This is a genomic window from Flavobacterium sp., from assembly GCF_039930565.1.
Taxonomy (GTDB): Bacteria; Bacteroidota; Bacteroidia; order Flavobacteriales; family Flavobacteriaceae; genus Flavobacterium.
In genome coordinates, this window is the sequence record NZ_JBDTTP010000016.1 from 17703 (window position 1) to 39431 (window position 21729).

The 21729-nt window shown below is 33.6% G+C and carries 15 protein-coding genes; 12 read left to right on the top strand and 3 right to left on the bottom strand.

Annotation, left to right across the window (positions count from 1 at the left end; genetic code table 11):
• The first annotated feature begins 267 nt into the window (after positions 1-267).
• The 3 genes from ABI657_RS06235 (at position 268) to ABI657_RS06245 (ending at position 6938) form a co-directional block, all read left to right on the top strand.
• Positions 268-3051 carry a bifunctional aconitate hydratase 2/2-methylisocitrate dehydratase gene (locus ABI657_RS06235; protein WP_348096380.1) on the top strand — a complete coding sequence of 928 codons (2784 nt, stop codon included), beginning with the start codon at positions 268-270 and terminating at the stop codon, positions 3049-3051.
• A 126-nt stretch (positions 3052-3177) separates the two neighbouring features.
• Positions 3178-5442, top strand: a complete 2265-nt coding sequence (locus tag ABI657_RS06240) for an aconitate hydratase (protein WP_348096381.1) — start codon at positions 3178-3180, stop codon at positions 5440-5442.
• A 377-nt stretch (positions 5443-5819) separates the two neighbouring features.
• Positions 5820-6938: a LysM peptidoglycan-binding domain-containing protein gene (locus tag ABI657_RS06245; protein WP_348096382.1), complete on the top strand. Its 1119-nt coding sequence runs from the start codon at positions 5820-5822 to the stop codon at positions 6936-6938.
• Positions 6939-7034: 96 nt separating this feature from the next.
• Here the strand turns inward: ABI657_RS06245 and ABI657_RS06250 are convergent, their stop codons facing one another.
• Positions 7035-7481: a hypothetical protein gene (locus ABI657_RS06250; protein WP_348096383.1), complete on the bottom strand. Its 447-nt coding sequence runs from the start codon at positions 7479-7481 to the stop codon at positions 7035-7037.
• 180 nt (positions 7482-7661) lie between these two features.
• On the opposite strand from ABI657_RS06250, the gene ABI657_RS06255 reads away from it, so the two are divergent.
• The 4 genes from ABI657_RS06255 (at position 7662) to ABI657_RS06270 (ending at position 11232) form a co-directional block, all read left to right on the top strand.
• Complete coding sequence (locus ABI657_RS06255; protein WP_348096384.1) at positions 7662-8675, top strand: 2-hydroxyacid dehydrogenase; 1014 nt, start codon at positions 7662-7664, stop codon at positions 8673-8675.
• A 65-nt stretch (positions 8676-8740) separates the two neighbouring features.
• Complete coding sequence (locus ABI657_RS06260) at positions 8741-9340, top strand: hypothetical protein (protein WP_348096385.1); 600 nt, start codon at positions 8741-8743, stop codon at positions 9338-9340.
• A 105-nt stretch (positions 9341-9445) separates the two neighbouring features.
• Complete coding sequence (locus tag ABI657_RS06265; RefSeq protein ID WP_348096386.1) at positions 9446-10639, top strand: ATP-binding protein; 1194 nt, start codon at positions 9446-9448, stop codon at positions 10637-10639.
• A 2-nt stretch (positions 10640-10641) separates the two neighbouring features.
• Positions 10642-11232 carry an RloB family protein gene (locus ABI657_RS06270; protein WP_348096387.1) on the top strand — a complete coding sequence of 197 codons (591 nt, stop codon included), beginning with the start codon at positions 10642-10644 and terminating at the stop codon, positions 11230-11232.
• A 55-nt stretch (positions 11233-11287) separates the two neighbouring features.
• Here the strand turns inward: ABI657_RS06270 and lysS are convergent, their stop codons facing one another.
• The gene (gene lysS / locus ABI657_RS06275) at positions 11288-12991 is read right to left on the bottom strand and encodes a lysine--tRNA ligase (protein ID WP_348096388.1); all 1704 of its coding nucleotides are present in this window, start codon (positions 12989-12991) and stop codon (positions 11288-11290) included.
• 339 nt (positions 12992-13330) lie between these two features.
• On the opposite strand from lysS, the gene ABI657_RS06280 reads away from it, so the two are divergent.
• The 3 genes from ABI657_RS06280 (at position 13331) to lipB (ending at position 15579) form a co-directional block, all read left to right on the top strand.
• Positions 13331-14047 carry a hypothetical protein gene (locus ABI657_RS06280; RefSeq protein ID WP_348096389.1) on the top strand — a complete coding sequence of 239 codons (717 nt, stop codon included), beginning with the start codon at positions 13331-13333 and terminating at the stop codon, positions 14045-14047.
• A 66-nt stretch (positions 14048-14113) separates the two neighbouring features.
• A complete protein-coding gene (locus ABI657_RS06285; protein WP_348096390.1) occupies positions 14114-14875 on the top strand; it encodes a hypothetical protein in 762 nt (253 codons plus the stop codon).
• Between the two features lie 5 nt (positions 14876-14880).
• Entirely contained in the window at positions 14881-15579 is a 699-nt protein-coding gene (gene lipB / locus ABI657_RS06290) for a lipoyl(octanoyl) transferase LipB (protein WP_348096391.1), read from the top strand.
• Positions 15580-15693: 114 nt separating this feature from the next.
• Here the strand turns inward: lipB and ABI657_RS06295 are convergent, their stop codons facing one another.
• On the bottom strand, positions 15694-16362 hold the full coding sequence (locus tag ABI657_RS06295) for a ribonuclease HII (protein WP_348096392.1): 669 nt from the start codon (positions 16360-16362) through the stop codon (positions 15694-15696).
• Between the two features lie 511 nt (positions 16363-16873).
• Here ABI657_RS06295 and ABI657_RS06300 point away from each other — a divergent pair.
• Entirely contained in the window at positions 16874-20101 is a 3228-nt protein-coding gene (locus tag ABI657_RS06300; protein WP_348096393.1) for a SusC/RagA family TonB-linked outer membrane protein, read from the top strand.
• Between the two features lie 18 nt (positions 20102-20119).
• Complete coding sequence (locus ABI657_RS06305) at positions 20120-21610, top strand: RagB/SusD family nutrient uptake outer membrane protein (protein ID WP_348096394.1); 1491 nt, start codon at positions 20120-20122, stop codon at positions 21608-21610.
• Positions 21611-21729: the final 119 nt, after the last annotated feature.

The window sequence follows — 21729 nt, forward strand, 5'->3', positions numbered from 1 at the left end:
AATACTTATTTAGAAGTATTCTTATCCAAAAAGCATCAAAATTCAATTTCGTTTGTAACATATAATTTCGACTTTGTTAAGGAAAAGATTTTAAATTATTGATAATTTATTATTTTGATGTAAAACTGAATTTTTGACAACAAACAGTAGTAGAAATCATTATTTTGCAATAATAATTTTCCAGAAAGCGACATCTATTATATTTTTTTTAATTCTCAGCTTTAATTTCTACATTTGCGAACAAAAAACAAAAACACCTAATTTACTATGGCTTTTGATAATACTATTTACAAAGATTACCTAAAGGAAATTGAAGAGCGTAAAGAACAAGCACTTAACCCGAAACCAATTGATGGTGCCGATTTGTTAAGTGTAATTATTGCTCAAATTAAAGATGTAAGTAATGAATACAGAGAAAATTCTCTGAAGTTTTTTATATACAATACTATTCCCGGAACGACTAGTGCGGCCGGCGAAAAAGCAAAATTTTTAAAAGAAATCATTTTAGGTGAATCTGTAGTAAATGAAATTACTCCTGCTTTTGCTTTTGAATTATTATCACACATGAAAGGTGGTCCTTCGATTGAAGTATTACTTGATTTGGCTTTAGGGAATGATATTGCAATTGCAAAAGAAGCAGCAAAAGTGCTTAAGACACAAGTTTATCTTTATGATGCAGACACAGACCGTCTTAAGGCTGCGTTTGAAAGCGGTAATATAATCGCAATAGAGATTGTTCAAAGTTACGCACAGGCTGAGTTTTTTACAAAATTACCAGAAATAGCGGAAGAAATTAAAGTTGTAACTTTTATAGCTGGTGTGGGAGATATCTCAACAGATTTACTGTCTCCAGGAAATCAGGCTCACTCCCGTTCAGATCGTGAATTGCACGGTAAATGTATGATTACGCCTCAGGCACAGGACGAAATTAAGGCACTTCAGGCACAACATCCTGATAAAAGCGTTATGTTGATTGCTGAAAGAGGTACAATGGGTGTAGGTTCATCAAGAATGTCAGGTGTAAACAACGTGGCTCTTTGGACAGGCAAAAAAGCCAGTCCCTATATTCCATTCGTAAATATTGCTCCGATTGTGGGAGGTACAAATGGTATTTCTCCAATTTTCCTTACTACTGTTGATGTTACTGGTGGTATTGGTATTGACCTTAAAAACTGGGTTAAAAAATTAGATTCAGACGGTAATACAATTCGTAATGAAAGTGGTGATCCAGTTTTAGAAGAAACCTATTCTGTTGCTACGGGAACTGTTCTTACAATAAACACAAAAAAGAAAAAATTATATAATGGCGATCAGGAATTGATCGATATTTCTAAGGCATTCACGCCTCAGAAATTGGAATTTATTAAAGCCGGTGGTTCCTACGCGATTGTATTTGGAAAAAAAATACAAACATTTGCCTGTAAACTTTTAGAAATCAATATTCCTACTGTATTTGCTCCGTCAAAAGAAGTTACTATTGAAGGGCAAGGTCTTACAGCCGTTGAAAAAATTTTTAACAGAAATGCAGTTGGAACAACTCCGGGTAAAATATTACACGCAGGATCTGATGTTCGTGTTGAAGTTAACATTGTAGGATCGCAAGATACTACAGGTTTGATGACCGCTCAGGAATTGGAGTCTATGGCTGCTACGGTAATTTCTCCAATCGTTGATGGTGCTTACCAATCAGGTTGTCATACTGCTTCGGTTTGGGATAAAAAAGCGCAGGCAAACATTCCAAAATTAATGAAATTCATGAACGACTTCGGTTTGATCACGGCTCGTGACCCAAAAGGCATTTATCATTCCATGACAGACGTAATTCATAAAGTACTTAATGATATTACAATAGACGAGTGGGCTATCATTATTGGTGGTGACTCGCATACAAGAATGTCAAAAGGTGTTGCTTTTGGTGCTGACTCAGGAACAGTTGCTCTTGCTCTTGCTACCGGAGAAGCTTCTATGCCAATTCCGGAATCTGTAAAAGTTACTTTCAAGGGAGAAATGAAGAGTTACATGGACTTCCGTGATGTTGTTCATGCTACACAATCTCAAATGCTTAAGCAATTTGGTGGTGAAAACGTATTCCAGGGTAGAATCATTGAGGTTCACTTAGGAACGCTTACCGCTGACCAGGCCTTTACTTTTACGGATTGGACTGCTGAAATGAAGGCAAAAGCTTCAATTTGTATTTCTGAAGATGATACTTTGGTGGAGTCATTAGAGATTGCAAAAGGCAGAATCAAAATCATGATCGATAAAGGAATGGACAATGAAAAACATGTTCTTCAGGGATTGATCAACAAAGCAGATAAGAGAATTACAGAGATCAAAACAGGTGAGAAACCAGCTTTGACTCCTGATGCAAATGCCAAGTATTTTGCTGAAGTTGTAGTTGATCTTGATTTGATTTCAGAGCCAATGATTGCTGATCCGGATGTAAATAATAATGATGTTTCTAAAAGATATACCCACGACACCATCAGACCTTTGTCTTTCTATGGTGGAGATAAAAAAGTAGATCTTGGATTTATAGGTTCTTGTATGGTTCACAAGGGCGATATGAAAATTCTTGCTCAAATGCTTAAGAATATCGAAGAGCAAAAAGGGAAGGTAGAATTTTTGGCACCATTAGTTGTAGCACCTCCTACCTATAACATTGTAGATGAGCTTAAAGCAGAAGGTGACTGGGAAGTTTTACAGAAATATTCAGGTTTCGAATTCAACGATAATGTGCCTAAAGGTGCAGCACGTACAGAATACGAAAACATGCTGTATTTAGAGCGTCCAGGTTGTAACCTTTGTATGGGTAATCAGGAAAAAGCGGCTAAAGGAGATACTGTAATGGCAACATCGACCCGCCTTTTCCAGGGAAGAGTAGTAGAAGATGCGGAAGGTAAAAAAGGAGAGTCATTGCTTTCATCAACACCTGTTGTAGTCCTTTCTACAATATTGGGACGAACTCCTACAATAGAGGAATATGTAACGGCAGTAGAAGGTATTAACCTAACTAAGTTTGCACCTTCTCATAAATTATTAGTGCAATAAGCCAAATGATAATTTAATCATAAATTCTAAAGCCTGAGTGATAAACTCAGGCTTTTTTATTAGTACCTGCTCAATTTTTTGTATCTTAGAATGTTCAAAAAAATAAACAAAAACAATTACACAATTATGGCATTTGATATAGAAATGATTAAAAAAGTGTATGACAACATGCCCGGGCGTGTTGATAAGGCACGAGAAATAGTTGGTCGTCCACTTACTTTAACTGAAAAAATATTATACAATCACCTTTGGGATGGAAATCCAACAAAGGCGTTTGGAAGAGGAGTAGATTATGTTGATTTTGCTCCCGATCGCGTAGCATGTCAGGATGCAACGGCTCAGATGGCATTATTGCAGTTTATGCATGCCGGAAAAAAAACAGTGGCTGTTCCAACAACGGTTCATTGTGATCACCTGATTCAGGCTAAAGTAGATGCTGCAACCGATTTGGCCAGAGCAAAAACACAAAGCAATGAAGTTTTTGATTTCTTATCGTCCGTTTCAAATAAATACGGAATTGGTTTCTGGAAACCGGGAGCCGGAATTATTCATCAGGTAGTATTGGAGAATTATGCTTTCCCGGGTGGAATGATGATTGGTACCGATTCTCACACTGTAAACGCAGGTGGTTTAGGAATGGTAGCGATTGGTGTTGGTGGAGCTGATGCTGTAGACGTTATGTCAGGTATGGCCTGGGAACTGAAATTCCCAAAATTAATCGGAGTAAAATTAACCGGTAAATTATCGGGCTGGACAGCTCCTAAAGATGTAATCCTTAAAGTGGCCGGTATCCTTACTGTAAAAGGTGGTACCGGTGCTATTGTTGAATATTTTGGTGAAGGTGCCACTTCTATGTCTTGTACCGGAAAAGGTACTATTTGTAACATGGGAGCCGAAATTGGAGCTACAACTTCAACTTTTGGTTACGATGCTTCAATGGGGCGTTACCTGCGTTCTACAAACAGAGCCGATGTTGCCGATGCTGCAGATAAAATTGCTTCTTATCTAACCGGAGATCCTGAAGTGTATGCTGATCCTGAAAAATACTTTGATCAGGTTATTGAAATTAATTTAACTGAATTAGAGCCGCACTTAAACGGTCCGTTTACGCCGGATTTAGCTACTCCAATTTCTAAAATGAAAGAAGAAGCAATTAAAAATAACTGGCCATTGCAAATTCAGGTAGGTTTAATAGGTTCCTGTACCAACTCTTCTTATGAAGATATTGCACGTGCAGCTTCATTGGCAAAACAAGTTGCGGATAAAAACTTAAAAGTTAAATCTGAATTTACAATAACTCCTGGTTCAGAAGTAGTTCGTTCTACTATTGAAAGAGATGGATTTATTGAAACGTTCCATAAAATTGGAGCAACGGTTTTCGCTAACGCATGCGGACCCTGTATTGGTATGTGGGATAGAGAAGGTGCAGAGAAAGAAGAAAGAAATACAATCGTTCACTCTTTCAACCGTAACTTCTCCAAACGTGCAGATGGTAATCCAAACACTTTGGCTTTCGTAGGTTCACCGGAATTGGTAACCGCTATGGCCATTGCAGGAGATTTAGGTTTCAACCCTTTAACAGATACATTAATCAACGAAGATGGAGAAGAAGTAATGCTTGAAGCTCCAACAGGAGATGAACTTCCTGCAAAAGGTTTCTACGCTGAAGATCCGGGCTTTCAGGCTCCGGCTGCAGATGGTTCAGGAGTTCAGGTTGCAGTAAGTCCAACTTCAGAACGTTTGCAATTATTAGCTCCATTTGATGCCTGGGATGGTAAAAACATTACAGGTGCAAAATTGTTAATCAAAGCTTTCGGAAAATGTACTACAGACCACATTTCTATGGCTGGACCATGGCTGCGTTTCCGTGGACACTTAGATAATATTTCAAACAATATGCTAATTGGTGCCGTAAATGCTTTTAACCAAAAAACAAACTCTGTCAAAAATCAATTAACCGGAACTTACGATGCAGTTCCTGCTGTAGCGCGTGCTTACAAAGCAGCCGGAGTACCATCAATTGTTGTGGGAGATCACAATTATGGTGAAGGTTCTTCCCGTGAGCATGCAGCAATGGAGCCACGTTTTCTGGGAGTTAAAGCGGTATTGGTAAAATCTTTTGCCCGTATTCATGAAACCAACCTTAAAAAACAAGGCCTTTTAGGATTGACTTTCGCTAACGAAGCAGATTATGATAAAATTCAGGAAAATGACACAATCAATTTCACTGATTTAACAGAATTTGCTCCAGGGAAACCATTAACGCTGGAATTCGTTCACGAAAATGGTTCAAAAGATATCATTTTGGCTAATCATACGTACAACGCTGGTCAGATTGGCTGGTTCGTTGCAGGTTCAGCATTAAACTTAATTGCTGCCGGAAAAGCTTAATCTTTAATTTATATACTTTAAGAACGCTCTGTGAAAACAGGGCGTTTTTTTATTAGGAGCTATTTCCAGCTGTCCGCTATATCTTTTGTTTTTTAAAGAAAAAAACAAAAGGATACCGCTTCCATCTGGGCTAAGGCTTCAGTTTTAAAGATTGCGTTTTGGTATAAATTTCATGAAATAATTAAAATCATAACTCACACGAAAATTTTAAGTTAACAGTAAAACAATTTTAAGGTTGCCTGTTTGAGGTAAATTAGTTGTTAAAAAACGTGCATTTTTTACTTTAAAAAGTTAAATTCGCCTTTGTAGTAATATTGTTTTCTTTTTCGAGTTTAAAATAGAGAAAAGAAATAGTAGCAATTAAAATTCCCCCAATAATGATTTTTAGGTTAATCTTTATCTTCTTGTTTGTTAGTGTTAGTGTTTTTTCCCAGGAAAATTATATCAGACATACCATCTCAAAAGGAGACAACCTTACTAGCATCGCAAAGAAATATGGAGTTAAGCCGAAAGATATCTCTAACGCAAATCCTGATGCACCCAAAATTTTAAAATTAAATTCGGTTTTATTAATTCCATCTAATCAATCTGCAATCAAACCGAAGGAGAACGTTATAGTTAAAAATACTGATTCACATGAAGTTTTAGTGAAAGAAACACTTTGGGGAATTTCCAAACAATATAAAGTTACTGTCGAAGATTTAAAAAAAGCAAATCCTTCCTTAGATACCGAAGGATTAAAAATAGGACAAATAATCAATATTCCAATAAGCAGTGATCAGATTACAAAACAAACACCTCCAGGAAATACAGTTGTAGTTGAAAACGTTGAGGTTATAAGGGAAGTCCAGCCTAAAGAAACCAAATACTCTATCTCAAAGGAATTCGGAATCACAGTTGCCGAATTAGAAATGCAAAATCCTGAAATTAAAACTAAACTGCCTGTCGGATATAAATTGAAAATACTGACTTCAAAAGAAAAAGCCTTGGCACATCAAAAAGCAAATCCACCAGTCGCTACTCCGGATAAAACGTTAAACAATCCAATCATAAAATCAGAAACTTCAGTTGTAAAAGTGGATTCTGGAACAGTAAAAGTTGCTAACTATTCCGATTTTATTGATCAATTGGTTTATAATGCTACAGATAATATTGGAACTCGATATCGTTCTGGCGGAACATCAAAAGCAGGCTTTGACTGTTCCGGATTGATGTATGCTACTTTTGGCAATTTTGCTATCAGGTTGCCAAGAACCTCTCTGGAACAATCCAGAATTGGTATTAAGGTCAACACAGAAGAAGCTCAAAAAGGAGATTTGATTTTCTTTAAAACAAACGGGAGAAGCCAGATCAACCATGTCGGAATGGTAGTTGAGGTAACAGAGGAAGAAATTAAATTTGTTCATGCCTCAACACATGGAGGTGTAATGGTTTCATCAACCAAAGAATCGTATTACGAAAGGACATTCTCGCAGGTTAATCGGGTTTTAGAGTAAAAAAAAATCATTTTTATACCTAGTAATAAGTTTAATTCCTGCCAATCAACCTAACTGTTTAAAATAAAAAGAGACCTTAAAGGCCTCTTTTTATTATTAAATTTTGTTATCTCTGCGTTCTTTTATTCTTTCTCGCATTTTATCTTTGTTTTCTTCCTGATTTGCTTTCCACTTAGAATATTGATCGGTAGTTAAGATGCCTTTCATTTTAGCGTCAGTGGTTTCTTTTTCTGCAATCATTTCTTTTTTGAAAGCTTCTTTTTGATCGGCACTAAGTTTAGTACCACTTTCTTTTTGCCCTTTTCTGGCTTCTCTTAACTTTTCAGATTTAGCACTTCTTTCAGCTATAAATAATTTAACCTGTTCTTGCTGTGCAGTATTTAAATTCAACTCGGTCGTAATTTTTTTTAGCTGTTTTTCATTTCGCTGTTCAGGGGTTAATCTTTCTCTCTGCTCACGAGCTGGTTTTTTATCCATATCGCCATCTTGTGCGAAACTTGCTATTCCAACCAATAATAAAGCCGCAATAAATAATTTTTTCATGATTTTTTTCTTTTAAGGTTATAGCATTTAGACAGTATTAAATTCATTAGGTTTAATTGAATATTTATAATTGTATTTTATTTAACAGATTGAATATGAAACGGCTAAGTTTTTATAATAGACTTGAGTTGTAATTGCTTAAATTTAGAGGGTGAAGAAATTTTAAACTCCCCAAATATTATGAAACCAAACGAAAATAAAATTGCCTTTTTTTCAACCCAGGCTTATGATAAAACTTTTTTTAATAAATACAATACTGATTTTGGTTTCGAATTAGATTTCTTCGAAACACAACTGAATCCACAAACTGTAATTTTAATTGAAAATGCTTCAATAGTATGTGTATTTGTAAATGATATTGTCAATGAAACTGTGATCAGGCACTTGGCTGAAAAGAAAGTAAAAATTATTGCCTTGCGTTGTGCCGGTTTTAATAATGTCGATTTAGAAGCAGCCAAAAAGTACAATATAAAAGTTTGCCGCGTTCCTGCCTATTCTCCACAGGCAGTTGCAGAACACGCTATGGCAATGATTTTAACTTTAAACAGAAAAACACACAAAGCTTATAACAGGGTACGTGAGCAGAATTTTTCCCTGAACGGATTATTAGGTTTTGACTTATTTGGGAAAACAATAGGAATCATCGGAACGGGAAATATCGGAAAAGCTTTTGCTAAAATTTCCTTAGGTTTTGGATGCAAAGTCTTCGCGTATGATATTGTGACAAATCCTGAAATGGAAAAGGACGGAGTTGAATTTGTATCCCTGGAAACTATCTTTAAAACAAGCGATATTATTTCCCTTCATTGTCCGTTAAACGAGCAAACCAAACACATGATAAATGAAAAATCAATTGCTTTAATGAAAGACAGCGTTATGATCATCAACACCAGTAGAGGAGCATTGATTGAAACCGCCTGTGTAATCGAAGGCCTTAAAAAAGGTAAAATAGGTTATCTCGGAATCGATGTTTACGAACAGGAAGAAAAACTCTTTTTCAGGGATTTATCAGCCGATATTATTCAGGACGATGCGATTCAGCGATTGATGAGTTTTCCTAATGTTCTGGTTACGGCTCATCAGGCGTTTTTTACCAACGAAGCATTAACGCAGATTGCCCTGATCACTTTTAATAATATAAAATCACTGTTAAATCAAAAGGATATTGAAAATAAAGCAGCATTATTGGTTTAGAAAATGATAGTTTTTGGGTTTTATTATTTGTAAATTTAAGTGACCAATTATAAACAAGTAACATTATGAAAAATGCATTTTTAATTGCATTTGCAGTTTTGATGTTTTGTGGATGCCAAAATAAAGAAAAAACACAATCCAATATAATCAAAACAATAGCCGAAGACACATTATCAAAAACCGCTGCAGGCACAGCAGATGTAAGCAATGCTCCGGCAAAAGATGATAAAACTGTCGGACTGATTCGAAAACAGTTAAATGTTCTGCTGAAAAAAGATTTACCTGTAATGACAAAAGAAAATCGATTTTTTTACTACGAAGCCTTCGATTTAAACAACGATAAAAAAGACGAGTATTTTATTGGTTTCTCCAATTCCTATTTCTGCGGAAGCGGTGGCTGTTCAGGCTATATTCTTAATAATGACGGAAGTGTAATTAATTCTTTTACGATAACCGATTTTCCGATTTACATTACAACTTCATCCACTGAAAAATTCTATGATCTGATATTTGAAAATGGAGGAAAATTTTATATTGTAAAAATGAAGGATGGCAAATATCCGTCAAATCCATCTGTTAAGCAAGAATTGACTGGCAGAGCCCCAAAAGAGAATACAAAGGTTTTGGATATTGAAGGGAAGAAATTGGAGAAGTATTCGTTTTGACATATTAAAAACTAATTGCTTCTTAAGGTTTTTAAGTGCAAATAAAATGTATATTTGTATAATATTTACAAATTAAACCCTTATCTGATGTTGTTAAACTTTAGAGTGTCAAATTTTCGATCTATTAATCAAATGGTTGAATTGTCGATGATTCCTAGTGATTTAAAAAATCCAGTAAACGTAATCAAGAGGACAAATCCTGAAGCTAGTAAAAATAAAGATTATTACGGTTTAACTTCTGCAGCTATATATGGGCCTAACGCAAGTGGGAAAAGTAATATTATTAGAGCTTTATATGAATTCAAAGAGTATGTAAGAACTTCAACTGATAATAAACCTAATGATTCTATTTTATTGTTTAATCCTTTTAAACTCAATAATAATATTAACAATTCATCATCTTTTTCAATTGATTTGTTAATTTATAATGTTTTGTACACATATACTATTGAAATTACTCGGGATGAGGTCTTATATGAATCTCTTTTTAGTTATCCAAAAGGATTAAAAGTGAAGGTTTTTGAAAGATTCCGTAAAGATTTCAGTAAAGGAAATGGTTATGAAGGAATTTTTGAGAGTATAAAATTGCGTACAACAGAAAATCAGCTATTTTTAAGTAAAGCTTCGACTGAAAATAATAAAATTGCGAAAATCGTTTATTTGGAAATTTCGATGCTACTCACACTCACAACGGATAATCTTCATTCTGATAATTTTAATAAAAAAGAAAGTACTTCTGTTTTTATGGATGAAGAAATTTTGAAATTATCTAAATCATTAATTCAAAAAATAGATACACAAGTTGTTGATTTTGAAGAGGAAAATGGAAAGTTTAAAACCTTTCATTTAGATGCCAATGGTGAAAAGATTGAATTTGAGTTTGATGATGAGTCTTCTGGTACACAAAGAGTTATTGCATTTATCCCGTTAGTTTTTTTAACTTTAAGTTATGGAGGCATATTTATCGTAGATGAATTTGAAAGAAGTTTGCATCCTGAAATTGCACAATATATATTAGGATTGTTTAACGACCCGAAAATAAACATTAAAGGCGCGCAATTTATTTTTGCTACTCACGATACAACTCTATTAAGTCCTGAAAATAATTTACGAAGAGATCAAATCAATTTAGTTGAGAAAAATTCAAAAGGAGAAACAGAGCTATATACTGTATCAGATATTAAAGGAATTAGAGAAGGAAATTTTGAAAAATGGTATACAGAGGGAAGGCTAGGTGCTGTTCCAAATATTGCAAAGGAAACTTTTAGGCATGAATTGATTGAATTTATAAATTCTTAATTATGGCTAAAAGACCAATTAATAATTTTAAAACAAGATCATTTAAGGAAAAAGTTTTAATTCTTTGTGAAGGCTTAACGGAAAAGAATTACTTTAATGCACTAAAGGAAGATTTGGGTTTGCCTAAAACTATAGCTGTAAATGTAATTGATTGTAAAGGTGATGTAACGGATGTTTTAAAAAATGCCAAAAAAGATGGTTTTGAAAAAATATTTGTAGTTTTTGATCATGATAATTTTCCAAAAAGAGGTGATGTTTTTAAACTTGCTTCTAATAAAAATGCCGATGTAATTTTTTCAAGCATTTGTTTTGAATTATGGTTTCTATTTCATTACAAAAATTCAACAAAAGCTTTTGCTTCCGAAGCAGAACTCGAAAGAGAACTAAAGAAATGTATTGGAATGGAAAGTTATGAAAAAAATAATTTTAAACATTATTCGATTCTAAAGGATAAAATAGCAAATGCCAAATCGAATGCAGAAAAAATTAGATTATCCGTAATTGATGATAATGAAGGTGCTGAAGTTTTTAATTTAAACCCTTTTACAAATGTTGATGAATTGGTTATCTATTTAGAAAGCCAAAAACAATAAAATAAAAAAGAGCTTCAATTTGAAGCTCTTTTTTATAAATATTATGGATTGAAAACTAACTTATCAATTCCACAAATTTAAAATCACCTTCAACAGCCACTTTAGTCAAACCGTGTCTTGATAAATTTTTCATAGAAGCATCCCATTTTTTACCACTTAAATTTGAAGTAATTTTTAATTGCTGAAGATCCATTTTATTTTCATTTTCTTTTAATAAATCTACTATAAATTTCTCTTCATCAGACAATTCAATCTGAGCTTGTTTTTTCTCCGGACGCATTTGAGGAAACAATAAAACTTCCTGAATAGAGGCATTATTAGTCAAATACATAATCAAACGATCCATACCAATCCCCATTCCGGATGTTGGTGGCATACCATATTCAAGCGCTCTTAAGAAATCTTCGTCGATAATGCCGTTTGCTTCGTCATCGCCTTTTTCTGCTAAACGCATTTGGTCTTCAAAACGCTCACGCTGATCAATCGGGTCGTTTAATTCAGAATAAGCATTGGCAATTTCCTTACCACAAACCATTAATTCAAAACGCTCAGTAAGTTCAGGATTATCGCGATGTTCTTTACACAACGGAGACATTTCCTTAGGGTAATCTGTAATGAAAGTAGGCTGTATATAATTTCCTTCGCATTTAGCGCCGAAAATTTCATCAATCAATTTTCCTTTCCCCATTGTCTTATCAACTTCAATTCCCATTCCTCTCGCAGCTTCAAATAATTCGTCTTCGCTTTTTCCTGAAATGTCAAAACCTGTAAAATGTTTGATAGAATCTGTCATGGTAACACGAGCATAGGGCGCTTTAAAGTTAATTTGGTGTTCACCAAAAGTTACTTCGCTGGTTCCGTTTACTGCAATTGCACAATGCTCAAGCAAACCTTCAGCAAATTCCATCATCCAGTTGTAGTCTTTGTAGGCTACATATATTTCCATTGCGGTAAATTCAGGATTATGCGTTCTGTCCATACCTTCGTTTCTAAAGTTTTTCGAGAACTCATAAACACCTTCAAATCCACCAACAATTAATCTTTTCAAATACAATTCGTTTGCAATACGCATGTAAAGCGGAATATCAAGCGAATTATGATGCGTAGTAAAAGGTCGTGCTGCAGCACCACCGGGAATTGACTGTAAAACCGGAGTTTCAACTTCCAGATATCCTGCATCATTAAAATAACCACGCATAGCAGTGTACAACTTCGTACGTTTGATGAAGTTTTCTTTAACTTGCGGATTCACAGTTAAATCTACATAACGCATTCTGTAACGTAATTCAGGATCATTAAAAGCATCGTGTACGTTTCCGTCTTCATCTACTTTTGGTAAAGGCAGCGGACGCAAAGTTTTACTCAAGAAAGTAAATCCGTCAACACGAATACATTGTGCTCCCACTTTTGTAGTGAACAATTCTCCTTCAATACCAATAAAATCTCCTAAATCGGTCAGTTTTTTAAATACGGTGTTGTATAAAGTTTTGTCATCACCTTCACATAAAACATCGCGATTCACGTACAATTGTATACGCCCTTCGCTATCCTGCAATTCAGCAAAACAAGCTTTTCCCTGATCACGAACACTCATCAAACGTCCTGCAACGATTACCTTCTTACCTTCTTCAAAAGATTCCTTCACTTGTTTCGAAGTATGGTTTACAGGAAAAAGATTAGCCGGATAAGGATTGATTCCTAAGTTGCGTAAGTTTTGAAGTTTTTCTCTTCTGATGATTTCTTGTTCTGATAATGCCATTTTGTGCTCGTTTTTAAGAGTGCAAAGATAAAATTTTTGTTTCAAGTTTCAACCCTAAGTATCAAGGTTTTTTGAAGCAGAAAATTATGGTATTTCAATCACCTTTTGTCCCGCTATGCATTTCAATCTTTTATGCCAAACACCGGCACAAAAGGATTTTCATTTCTATCGGGGCTGGATTAGAAATTTTTAGTTCTCAAAATATATTTTAGTTGGACTGCTCTGCGCAATATTGTTGTTCCCGCAGAATGAAAAAAGACGATAAAATATTATTTCTGTAAAAAAATCCAAATAAAAACCTCAGTATCTTAGCAACACAGAATCTTAGAACTTCAAAAAATGAACTTAATAAAACCCTTTTTACTCTTAATTTTACTCTCAGGATGTCAAATCACAGAAACCCTCAACATCAATCAGGACGGAACCGGAACCATTGAAATCTATAGCCTTCGTGATGAAAATAGTTTTATGCAGATGGGAAGAAATCATTTTGCTTCTGAAAAATTCAGGGATACAATCTTTATTTTTCAGGATTATATCACAAAATATAAGGACACTTTTGTGAAATTTAGTAAATCGGATCAGGCACTATTTCAGGAGCATGCCAATGTTAAAATGCATATAAAAACTGATCCGGTTCAAATGGAAAATTTTAATGTAGTTTCTTTTGATTTTAAGAAATTAGAAGAAATACCTGACCTGTATTTAAGTCTTGGTTTATCGAATTCCTTAAAAGAAAATTATCCCGTACAAAAACGATTTTTTACCATAAAATACAATTTTGACGGAACCACTTTTAAAAGAAATGTAATAATAACAGATCAGGAAAAATTTGATCAGGAAAAAAAAGAGTCTGAAGCAAGAAAAGTAATGTTTTCTAAATATAAAGCTATGCAATCGTATACATTAAAATATAATTTTCCAAAAGATATAAAAACTGTTTCAAATGAAAAATCACTCATCAGTTCTGATAAAAGAACATTAACACTTGAATTCCAAATTTCTGATTATTTGCAAAATCCGGAGAGCACTAATTTAGAAGTAGTTTTGGAATAAAATAACCATTAACAAACCAATTTATTTTTTGAATAGACTTCGTATCTTTGATAAAAATTAACGAAAATGAAATTATACAAATTACTTAGTTTCTCTTTTTTACTGGCAGCACTTACAAGCTGTACTTTCACTGAAAACATTTATGTAAACGATAACGGAACCGGAAAGTTCTCAGTAGATATGGATGGTTCTTCCTTAATGGCAATGGCCGGCGATCAGATTGGCCAGCAAATGGGAACTGATGCCACAAAAAGTATTGATTCTACTTTTACATTCAAACAATTATTGGAAGATAAAAAAGACAGTATTGCCAAACTTTCTCCGGAAATGCAAAAAGAACTTAAAAAAGTTGAAAACTATATAGTTCACACTAAAATGAGTACTGAAAAGAAAGAGTTTCTAATGACAGTATCCACTGATTTTAAAAATGCCAATGAATTACAGGATATATTGCAAACGCTGAGTGCTTTTCAAAAATTAGAAAAGAGTACAGCGGCTACAGCTCCTTTTGGGGGTAGTTTTGGTAATAATAACAGTAAATTAAATTATACGTACAGTGGAAAGAAATTTACCCGGACTTCAGTAATAGATCAAAAGAAACCGGATGAAAAAGCTAAAGACACTTCTGCTTCACCAGATATGTCTAAAATGATTTTTGCATCATCCAATTATATTTTGAAATATCACTTCCCGAAAAAGATCAAAAAAGTATCCAATCCCAATGCTTTGTTTAGCGACGATAGAAAAACAATCACAATTCAATACCCTTTTACGGATTATATAGAGAATCCTGACAAGTTTAATTTAGAAGTAGAGTTTGAAAAATAATTAAAATGAATAAAAAAATTCAACTTCAGGATTTAGGTCAGAAAGACTATAAAGCAGCCTGGGAATATCAGGAAGAACTTTTTAAGGATATAGTCGACCTAAAAATCAAAAACAGAAGAGAAGAACTTGAGTTAGAGACACCAAATTATTTACTTTTTGTAGAACATCCGCATGTTTATACATTAGGGAAAAGCGGCTATCTGGAAAACTTGCTGTTAAACGAAAAACAACTCGAAGCCAAGGGAGCGACATTCTATAAAATCAATCGTGGTGGTGATATTACATACCATGGTCCCGGGCAAATTGTTGGGTATCCCATTTTAGATCTTGAAAATTTCTTTACCGATATTCATAAATACCTGCGTTTTCTTGAAGAATGCATTATCCTGACTTTAAAAGAATATGGTCTGGAATGTGGGCGTAGTGATGGCGAAACAGGAGTTTGGCTGGGTGTTGGCACTCCATTTGCACGTAAAATATGCGCACTTGGTGTACGGGCTTCGCGTTGGGTGACCATGCATGGATTCGCTTTAAATGTAAATGTAGACTTAGGTTATTTTGATAACATTATTCCGTGTGGTATTCGGGGAAAAGCGGTTACTTCACTAAACGTCGAACTTAGCACTGAAAAAGTAGATGAGGAAGAAGTGAAATCAAAAATAATAAAACATTTGACAAATTTGTTTGAAGCAGAATTCGTTTAAAAAACGACACAATTGCTGTTCTTTGGTTTTTCGGCTGATTTTGGATATAAATATCAGTTTTAGAAAAACACAACTTCAAAACTCAGAAGGTTTATCCAAATCGATAAGCCTTTTTTATTGTTCTAAAAAATCCAGTTCTAATTGTTCCGGCAAAAGCCTGAAACTCATTCGATGATATTTTGTAGTGCCGTACTTCCTAATGGCTTCACGATGTTCTTTGGTAGGATAGCCTTTGTTTTGTTTCCAGTTGTACATTGGGAATTCTTTATGTATTTCGTTCATGAATTCGTCCCGATATGTTTTTGCGAGTACAGAAGCTGCAGCAATACTTAAAAATTTACTGTCACCTTTTATGATACTTTGATTCGGAATCGATTTTAAGAATTCTATTTCAGATGCCGAAAATTGTTTTCCACAAGTATTTTTGAGTCCTAATTTTGCATTTAACATGCGATTACCATCTACAATTATAAATTCGGGCTGTTGTTTTAATTTTAAAATGCATTCCTGCATTCCTTTCATAGAAGCGTTAAGTATATTTATTTCGTCAATTTCATCCGGATGTAAATGGGTTACGGCAAAGCAGACAGCATTTTCCTCAATAATAGGTTTTAAAGATTCTCTTGTCTTTTCTGATAATTGTTTACTGTCATTTAAAAATTCATTTTCAAAATTGGCAGGCAAAATTACGGCAGCAGCTGTAACTGGTCCTGCCAGACATCCTCGTCCGGCTTCATCTGTTCCGGTTTCGAAAATATATCCTGAAAAGTTCTTCTGAAGCATGTGCTAAATTTTAAAACAAAAATAGGATATTTTTATTTTAGCTCTAATTGAACTAATTTTTTTAACTATTTATAAAATTTTTATATTGAATGTCAATGGTATATAGTGATATAGTACTATATTTTTAAAATTTATGAAAAAATTAACTAATTAAAATAATGTATTCTTTAAATAACATTTTTTTAAAAATTCTTACAAAAATTTCATTATAAATTTTTTGTAAGTATTTCAAAAAATATCCACTAATATCACTGAAATAGTGTTAAATGTTAAATAAATAAGGTTAAATAATAATTATACTTGTTAAATTAATGTTAAATAAAGTAATATTATCTTTTAATTCTTTTTAAATATAATTCAATACTTCATTATAATTTGTAGGATTTGATTTGTTTTTTTTGAGATATGTTAATATTCTTTGAATATAATGCAAAAACTTTACATGATTCGATTTGCTATTTTAAGAAATTATTAAGATTTTTGCTTTATACTAATTCAAAAATTACTTAAAATGAAATTTAAATTAAAATGGATTTATACGCTGTTGATAGCGTTATCTATGCAGTTTTCTTTTGCACAAGAGAGAACTATTTCTGGAGTTGTGTCTGATAATTCAGGTGTTGTTCCAGGTGTCAATGTTGTAATTAAAGGAACAAAAACAAGTGTGCAGACTGATTTTGATGGCACTTACAAAATTAAGGCCAATACGGGTGATGTTTTAGTATTTTCCTATGTGGGTATGGAAGATAAACAAGTTTCTGTCGGTGCTTCAAATAATTTGAATGTCACTTTGGAGTCAGAAGTTAAATCACTTGATGAAGTTGTTGTTGTAGGTTATGGTAATACAACTACCAAATCATTTACAGGAACTTTTAAACAAGTAAAGGCTGAGGTTTTAGAACGTAAAAATGTTACTAATATTTCACAAGCTCTTGCTGGTGAGATAGCTGGTGTACGTGTTATTACAACTTCTGGTCAGCCGGGTTCAGATGCTACAGTAAAAATTCGTGGTATTGGTTCTGTAAACGCTAGTTCAGATCCTTTATATGTTGTTGATGGAGTTCCTTACAGTGGGAATTTAAGTTCAATCAACTTTGCTGATATTGAATCTACAACAGTTTTAAAAGATGCTTCTGCAACTGCTATTTACGGTTCTAGAGGAGCAAATGGTGTAATTATTATTACTACTAAGACTGGTAAATCAGGAAGATCTTATATTCAGGTGGAAACTAAATTAGGAAATAATGTTGCGTTATTGCCTAGATATAAAACAATTAAGTCTGCAGATGAGTATATTGCTTTAGGGTGGGAGTCTTTATATAATCAGGGAGTAATAGTTGGGAATGCAAATCCAACTAATTATGCTAACGTTCGTTTATTTACTACTGCTGGTGTAAATGCTAATTATAATTCTTGGAATGTTGCTAATGGTGGTGAATTAATTGACCCTGTTACGCGTACAGTTAGACCAGGTGTAACAAGAAAATATACTCCTGAAAACTGGGAAGATTATGCATTTCAAGCTTCTTTGCGTTCAGAAACTACCTTAACTATGGGTGGTGGTGAAGGAAAAACAAATTATTTCTCTTCTTTTGGTTATCTTGAAGATAAAGGATATTCTATTAATTCAGATTTTGAGCGTTTGTCAACTCGTTTGAATATTAATCACGAAATTAGAAGCTGGTTGAAATCCTCTATGAATATTGGTTACTCATTCTCTAAATCAAGAAATAATGGGCAATCATCTGATTCTGGAAGTGTTTTCTGGTTTGTAGATAATATGCCAGCTATTTATCCTCTTTTTGAAAGAGATGCTACAGGTGCTATTTTACAAGATCCAATTTATGGTGGTCCAAAATATGATTACGGAGATAAAGGAAGAAGATTTGGTTCTTTAACTAATGCTATTTCTGATGCATACAAAGAAGTTGACAAAACAGGTAGACACGAATTGAATACAAATATCTTTTTTGATTTGAAATTTACTGAAGGTTTAAATTTAGAAACCCGTGTAGGTTCTCAATATTATAATTCTTCAAATGATTTCAAAGGAAACTCTTTTTATGGAGGTTCTGCGTCTCAAAATGGATTAATTTCTAAAACTAAGACTGAATATTTGACTTATAACATTTTAAATTTATTACGTTATAAAAAGACTTTTGGTATGCACTCTATTGAAGCTTTAGTAGCACATGAAAACAATAAAATTACAAATAGTGTGATGAACGCTAGTAAGAATAATTTGTTTGATCCGAATGGATTAGAACTTAATAATGGGGTTGTTACACAACCTTCTAGTTCTTATACAGATACAAGTTCTTTAGAAAGTTACTTTGGACAGGTTAATTACGATTATGATGGAAAATATTTCCTTTCAGGAACTGTAAGACGTGATGGTAGTTCTAAATTCTTGAATGAAAAATGGGGAACTTTTGGATCTGTAGGTGCAACTTGGTTGGTATCTAATGAGGATTTTATGGCAAACCAAACCATTTTTAGTTTCTTGAAATTAAAAGCAAGTTATGGTATAACAGGAGAGCAAGGTGTTACAAATGCTGATGGTACTCTTAATTATTATCCGGGATTAGATACTTATACTATCAATAACTTAAATGACGAAATTTCTCTTTCTTTTGTTACTAAAGGAAATCCAGATTTAACCTGGGAAAAATCGAATCAATTTCAGGTTGGTGTTGAATTTGGACTTGGTAAATATATTGATGCCTCTGTAGATTATTATACAAAACATACTAATGACCTTATTTTTGACAGAAGAGTTGGTCCTTCTATTGGATATGCCCTTACGAAAGTTAACGATGGAGAATTATTAAATAGTGGATTGGAATTTGATATTACTGCGCACTTACTAAAAGGAAATGATTATTTTATTGATTTTACGGTAAACGGAGAACTTCCTAAAAATGAAATGTTGAAACTGCCTATTGATCCTGCTACAGGTCAGGAGAAATTGATTGATATTAGCGGTACATTTGGTAGGTCTGCAGGACACTCTTTATATGATTTTTATGTAAGAGAATGGGTTGGTGTTGATCCTGCTACAGGAGTTAATCAATGGAATGCTTATTATTTTGACGCTAACAGTAACGGAGTGAAAGATACAACTGAAGCTTTTATCTTATCGCTTGAAGAATACAAAAAACAAAATCCAAACAACGTAGGTGGAATAGTTGAAACTAAAACCAGTACTTATGCAAGTGCTGCTACTAAGTATGTAGGTAAATCTGCAATTCCAAAAATAAGAGGAGCATTTACTTTAAGTACACAATACAAATCTTTTAGTTTAAGTACACAATGGTTGTATAGCTTAGGTGGTTATGCTTATGATGGAGCTTATGCTGCTTTAATGCATAGTGGTATCGTAGGTTCTAACAACTGGAGTACAGACATTAGAGGCAGATGGCAAAAAGCAGGGGATATTACTGATGTTCCTCGTTTGTCAAATAATGCTGACGTTTCTTCTAATGGTACCTCTACTCGTTTTATTGAAAAAGCAGATTATTTATCTTTAAACAATGTGAGATTAGGATACTCTTTACCAAAGAACTTTATGGAAAAAGTAGGGATGTCAACTCTTGATTTTTACGTTTCCGGAGATAATTTATTATTGTTCTCTGCTCGTGATGGTTTTAATCCGTCAGCATCTTTATCTGGAAGCTCTAGTACTTATGCTTACTCTCCAATGTCAACTATTTCAATGGGATTAAAAGCCAAATTTTAATTATAAAATATAAAAAATATGAAACATTTAAATTTAATATTGATTTTCATAACTACACTTTTTTTAGGAGGATGTAGTAGTGATTTTCTGGATGCAGAACCAAATGAAGAAACATCTATAGATAAAATTGAAGAGGTGTCTAAAGTTAATCCAGAAGCTTTAAATGGTTTGCTTCTTGGTATATACAGTACTATGTACACACCTGGATCTGGAGGAACAAATCTAGATCATGATGATTTTGGACAAAAGGGGTACGATATTTATACTGATTTATTATGTTCAGATATGGTTTTACCATCTGTGAATTATGGTTGGTACAGAGATATTGCCCGATACCAGACTACAGTGAATTTTGTTGACAATGGTAACTACAAGCCTTGGAGATTTTATTACCGTATAATTCTTTCTGCAAACCAAATTATCGAGACTTTTGGTGGTGGTAACGATTTTGTACCTGCTGATGAAGCTGGTAAGCATATTATGGGACAAGCAAAAGCTTTAAGAGCTTATGCATACTTTTACTTAGCGCAATTATTTCAAAAAGAATATAAAGCTGATGAATTGATCTTGCCTATTTATACAGATACAAAAGTTCCTAATCAGCCTAAAAGCTCAGCAGCAGCTGTTTATACGTTGATTGAAAAAGATTTGACTGATGCAGTTGCTTTATTGGAAACATATAATAGAGACTTTAAAAGTAGTATTAACAAAGGTGTTGCACAGGGATTATTAGCTTATGCTTATGGAGCACAGGGAAAATATGACAAAGTAGTAGAAGTTACTAATGACATTATTACTGATAACGAATATCCGTTAACTACAGAAAGTCAATTAGTTGGAAAAGTAGATGCTAATGATAGATTAATTAATGCAGATGCAGGATTTAATAATGTAGCTACGCCAAGCTGGATGTGGGGTGTAGATTTAACAGTTGCTAATGACCTGGATTTAGTTTCATGGTGGGGTCAGGTAGATTTGTACAGCTATAGTTATGCCTGGGCTGGAGATCCTAAATTAATAGATAGTGGTCTTCAAAATAGTATAACTGCTTCAGATATTAGAAAAGGTCAGTTTACTGAAGATGGAGAGCCTTCTTATAAATTTTTTGATCCAAACAGAGAAATCGGAGGACAAAGAGTTATAATAACTGATTACTTATACATGAGAGTTGATGAAATGTATTTCCTGAACGCTGAGGCAAAAGCTAAAACTGGAGATGAGGGCGGAGCAAAAACTATTCTAAAACAATTATTGGATATTAGAAAAGTTGATGTTGCTTATCTTGCTCCTTTAACTGGAACTGCTCTTCAAGAAGAAATTTATTTACAAACAAGAATAGAGTTCTGGGGTGAAGGTAAAAGTTACTTAGCAATGAAGCGTAACAAAGCTACTATTACAAGAGGTGATAATCACTTATTTTTAGCTGGTCAGAGTTTCCTTTATAACGATGATAAATTGACATTTGATATTCCTCAAACGGAAGTTTTAAATAATCCATTTATTGACTAATTAAGTTTTAATATAATATTTACAAACCCGCTTTTAAGCGGGTTTGTTGTTTTTAAAACCTTTTTTCATTTACCTTTGCCTTATAAATTTCATCAAAAATAAGATCTACAAATAAAGCT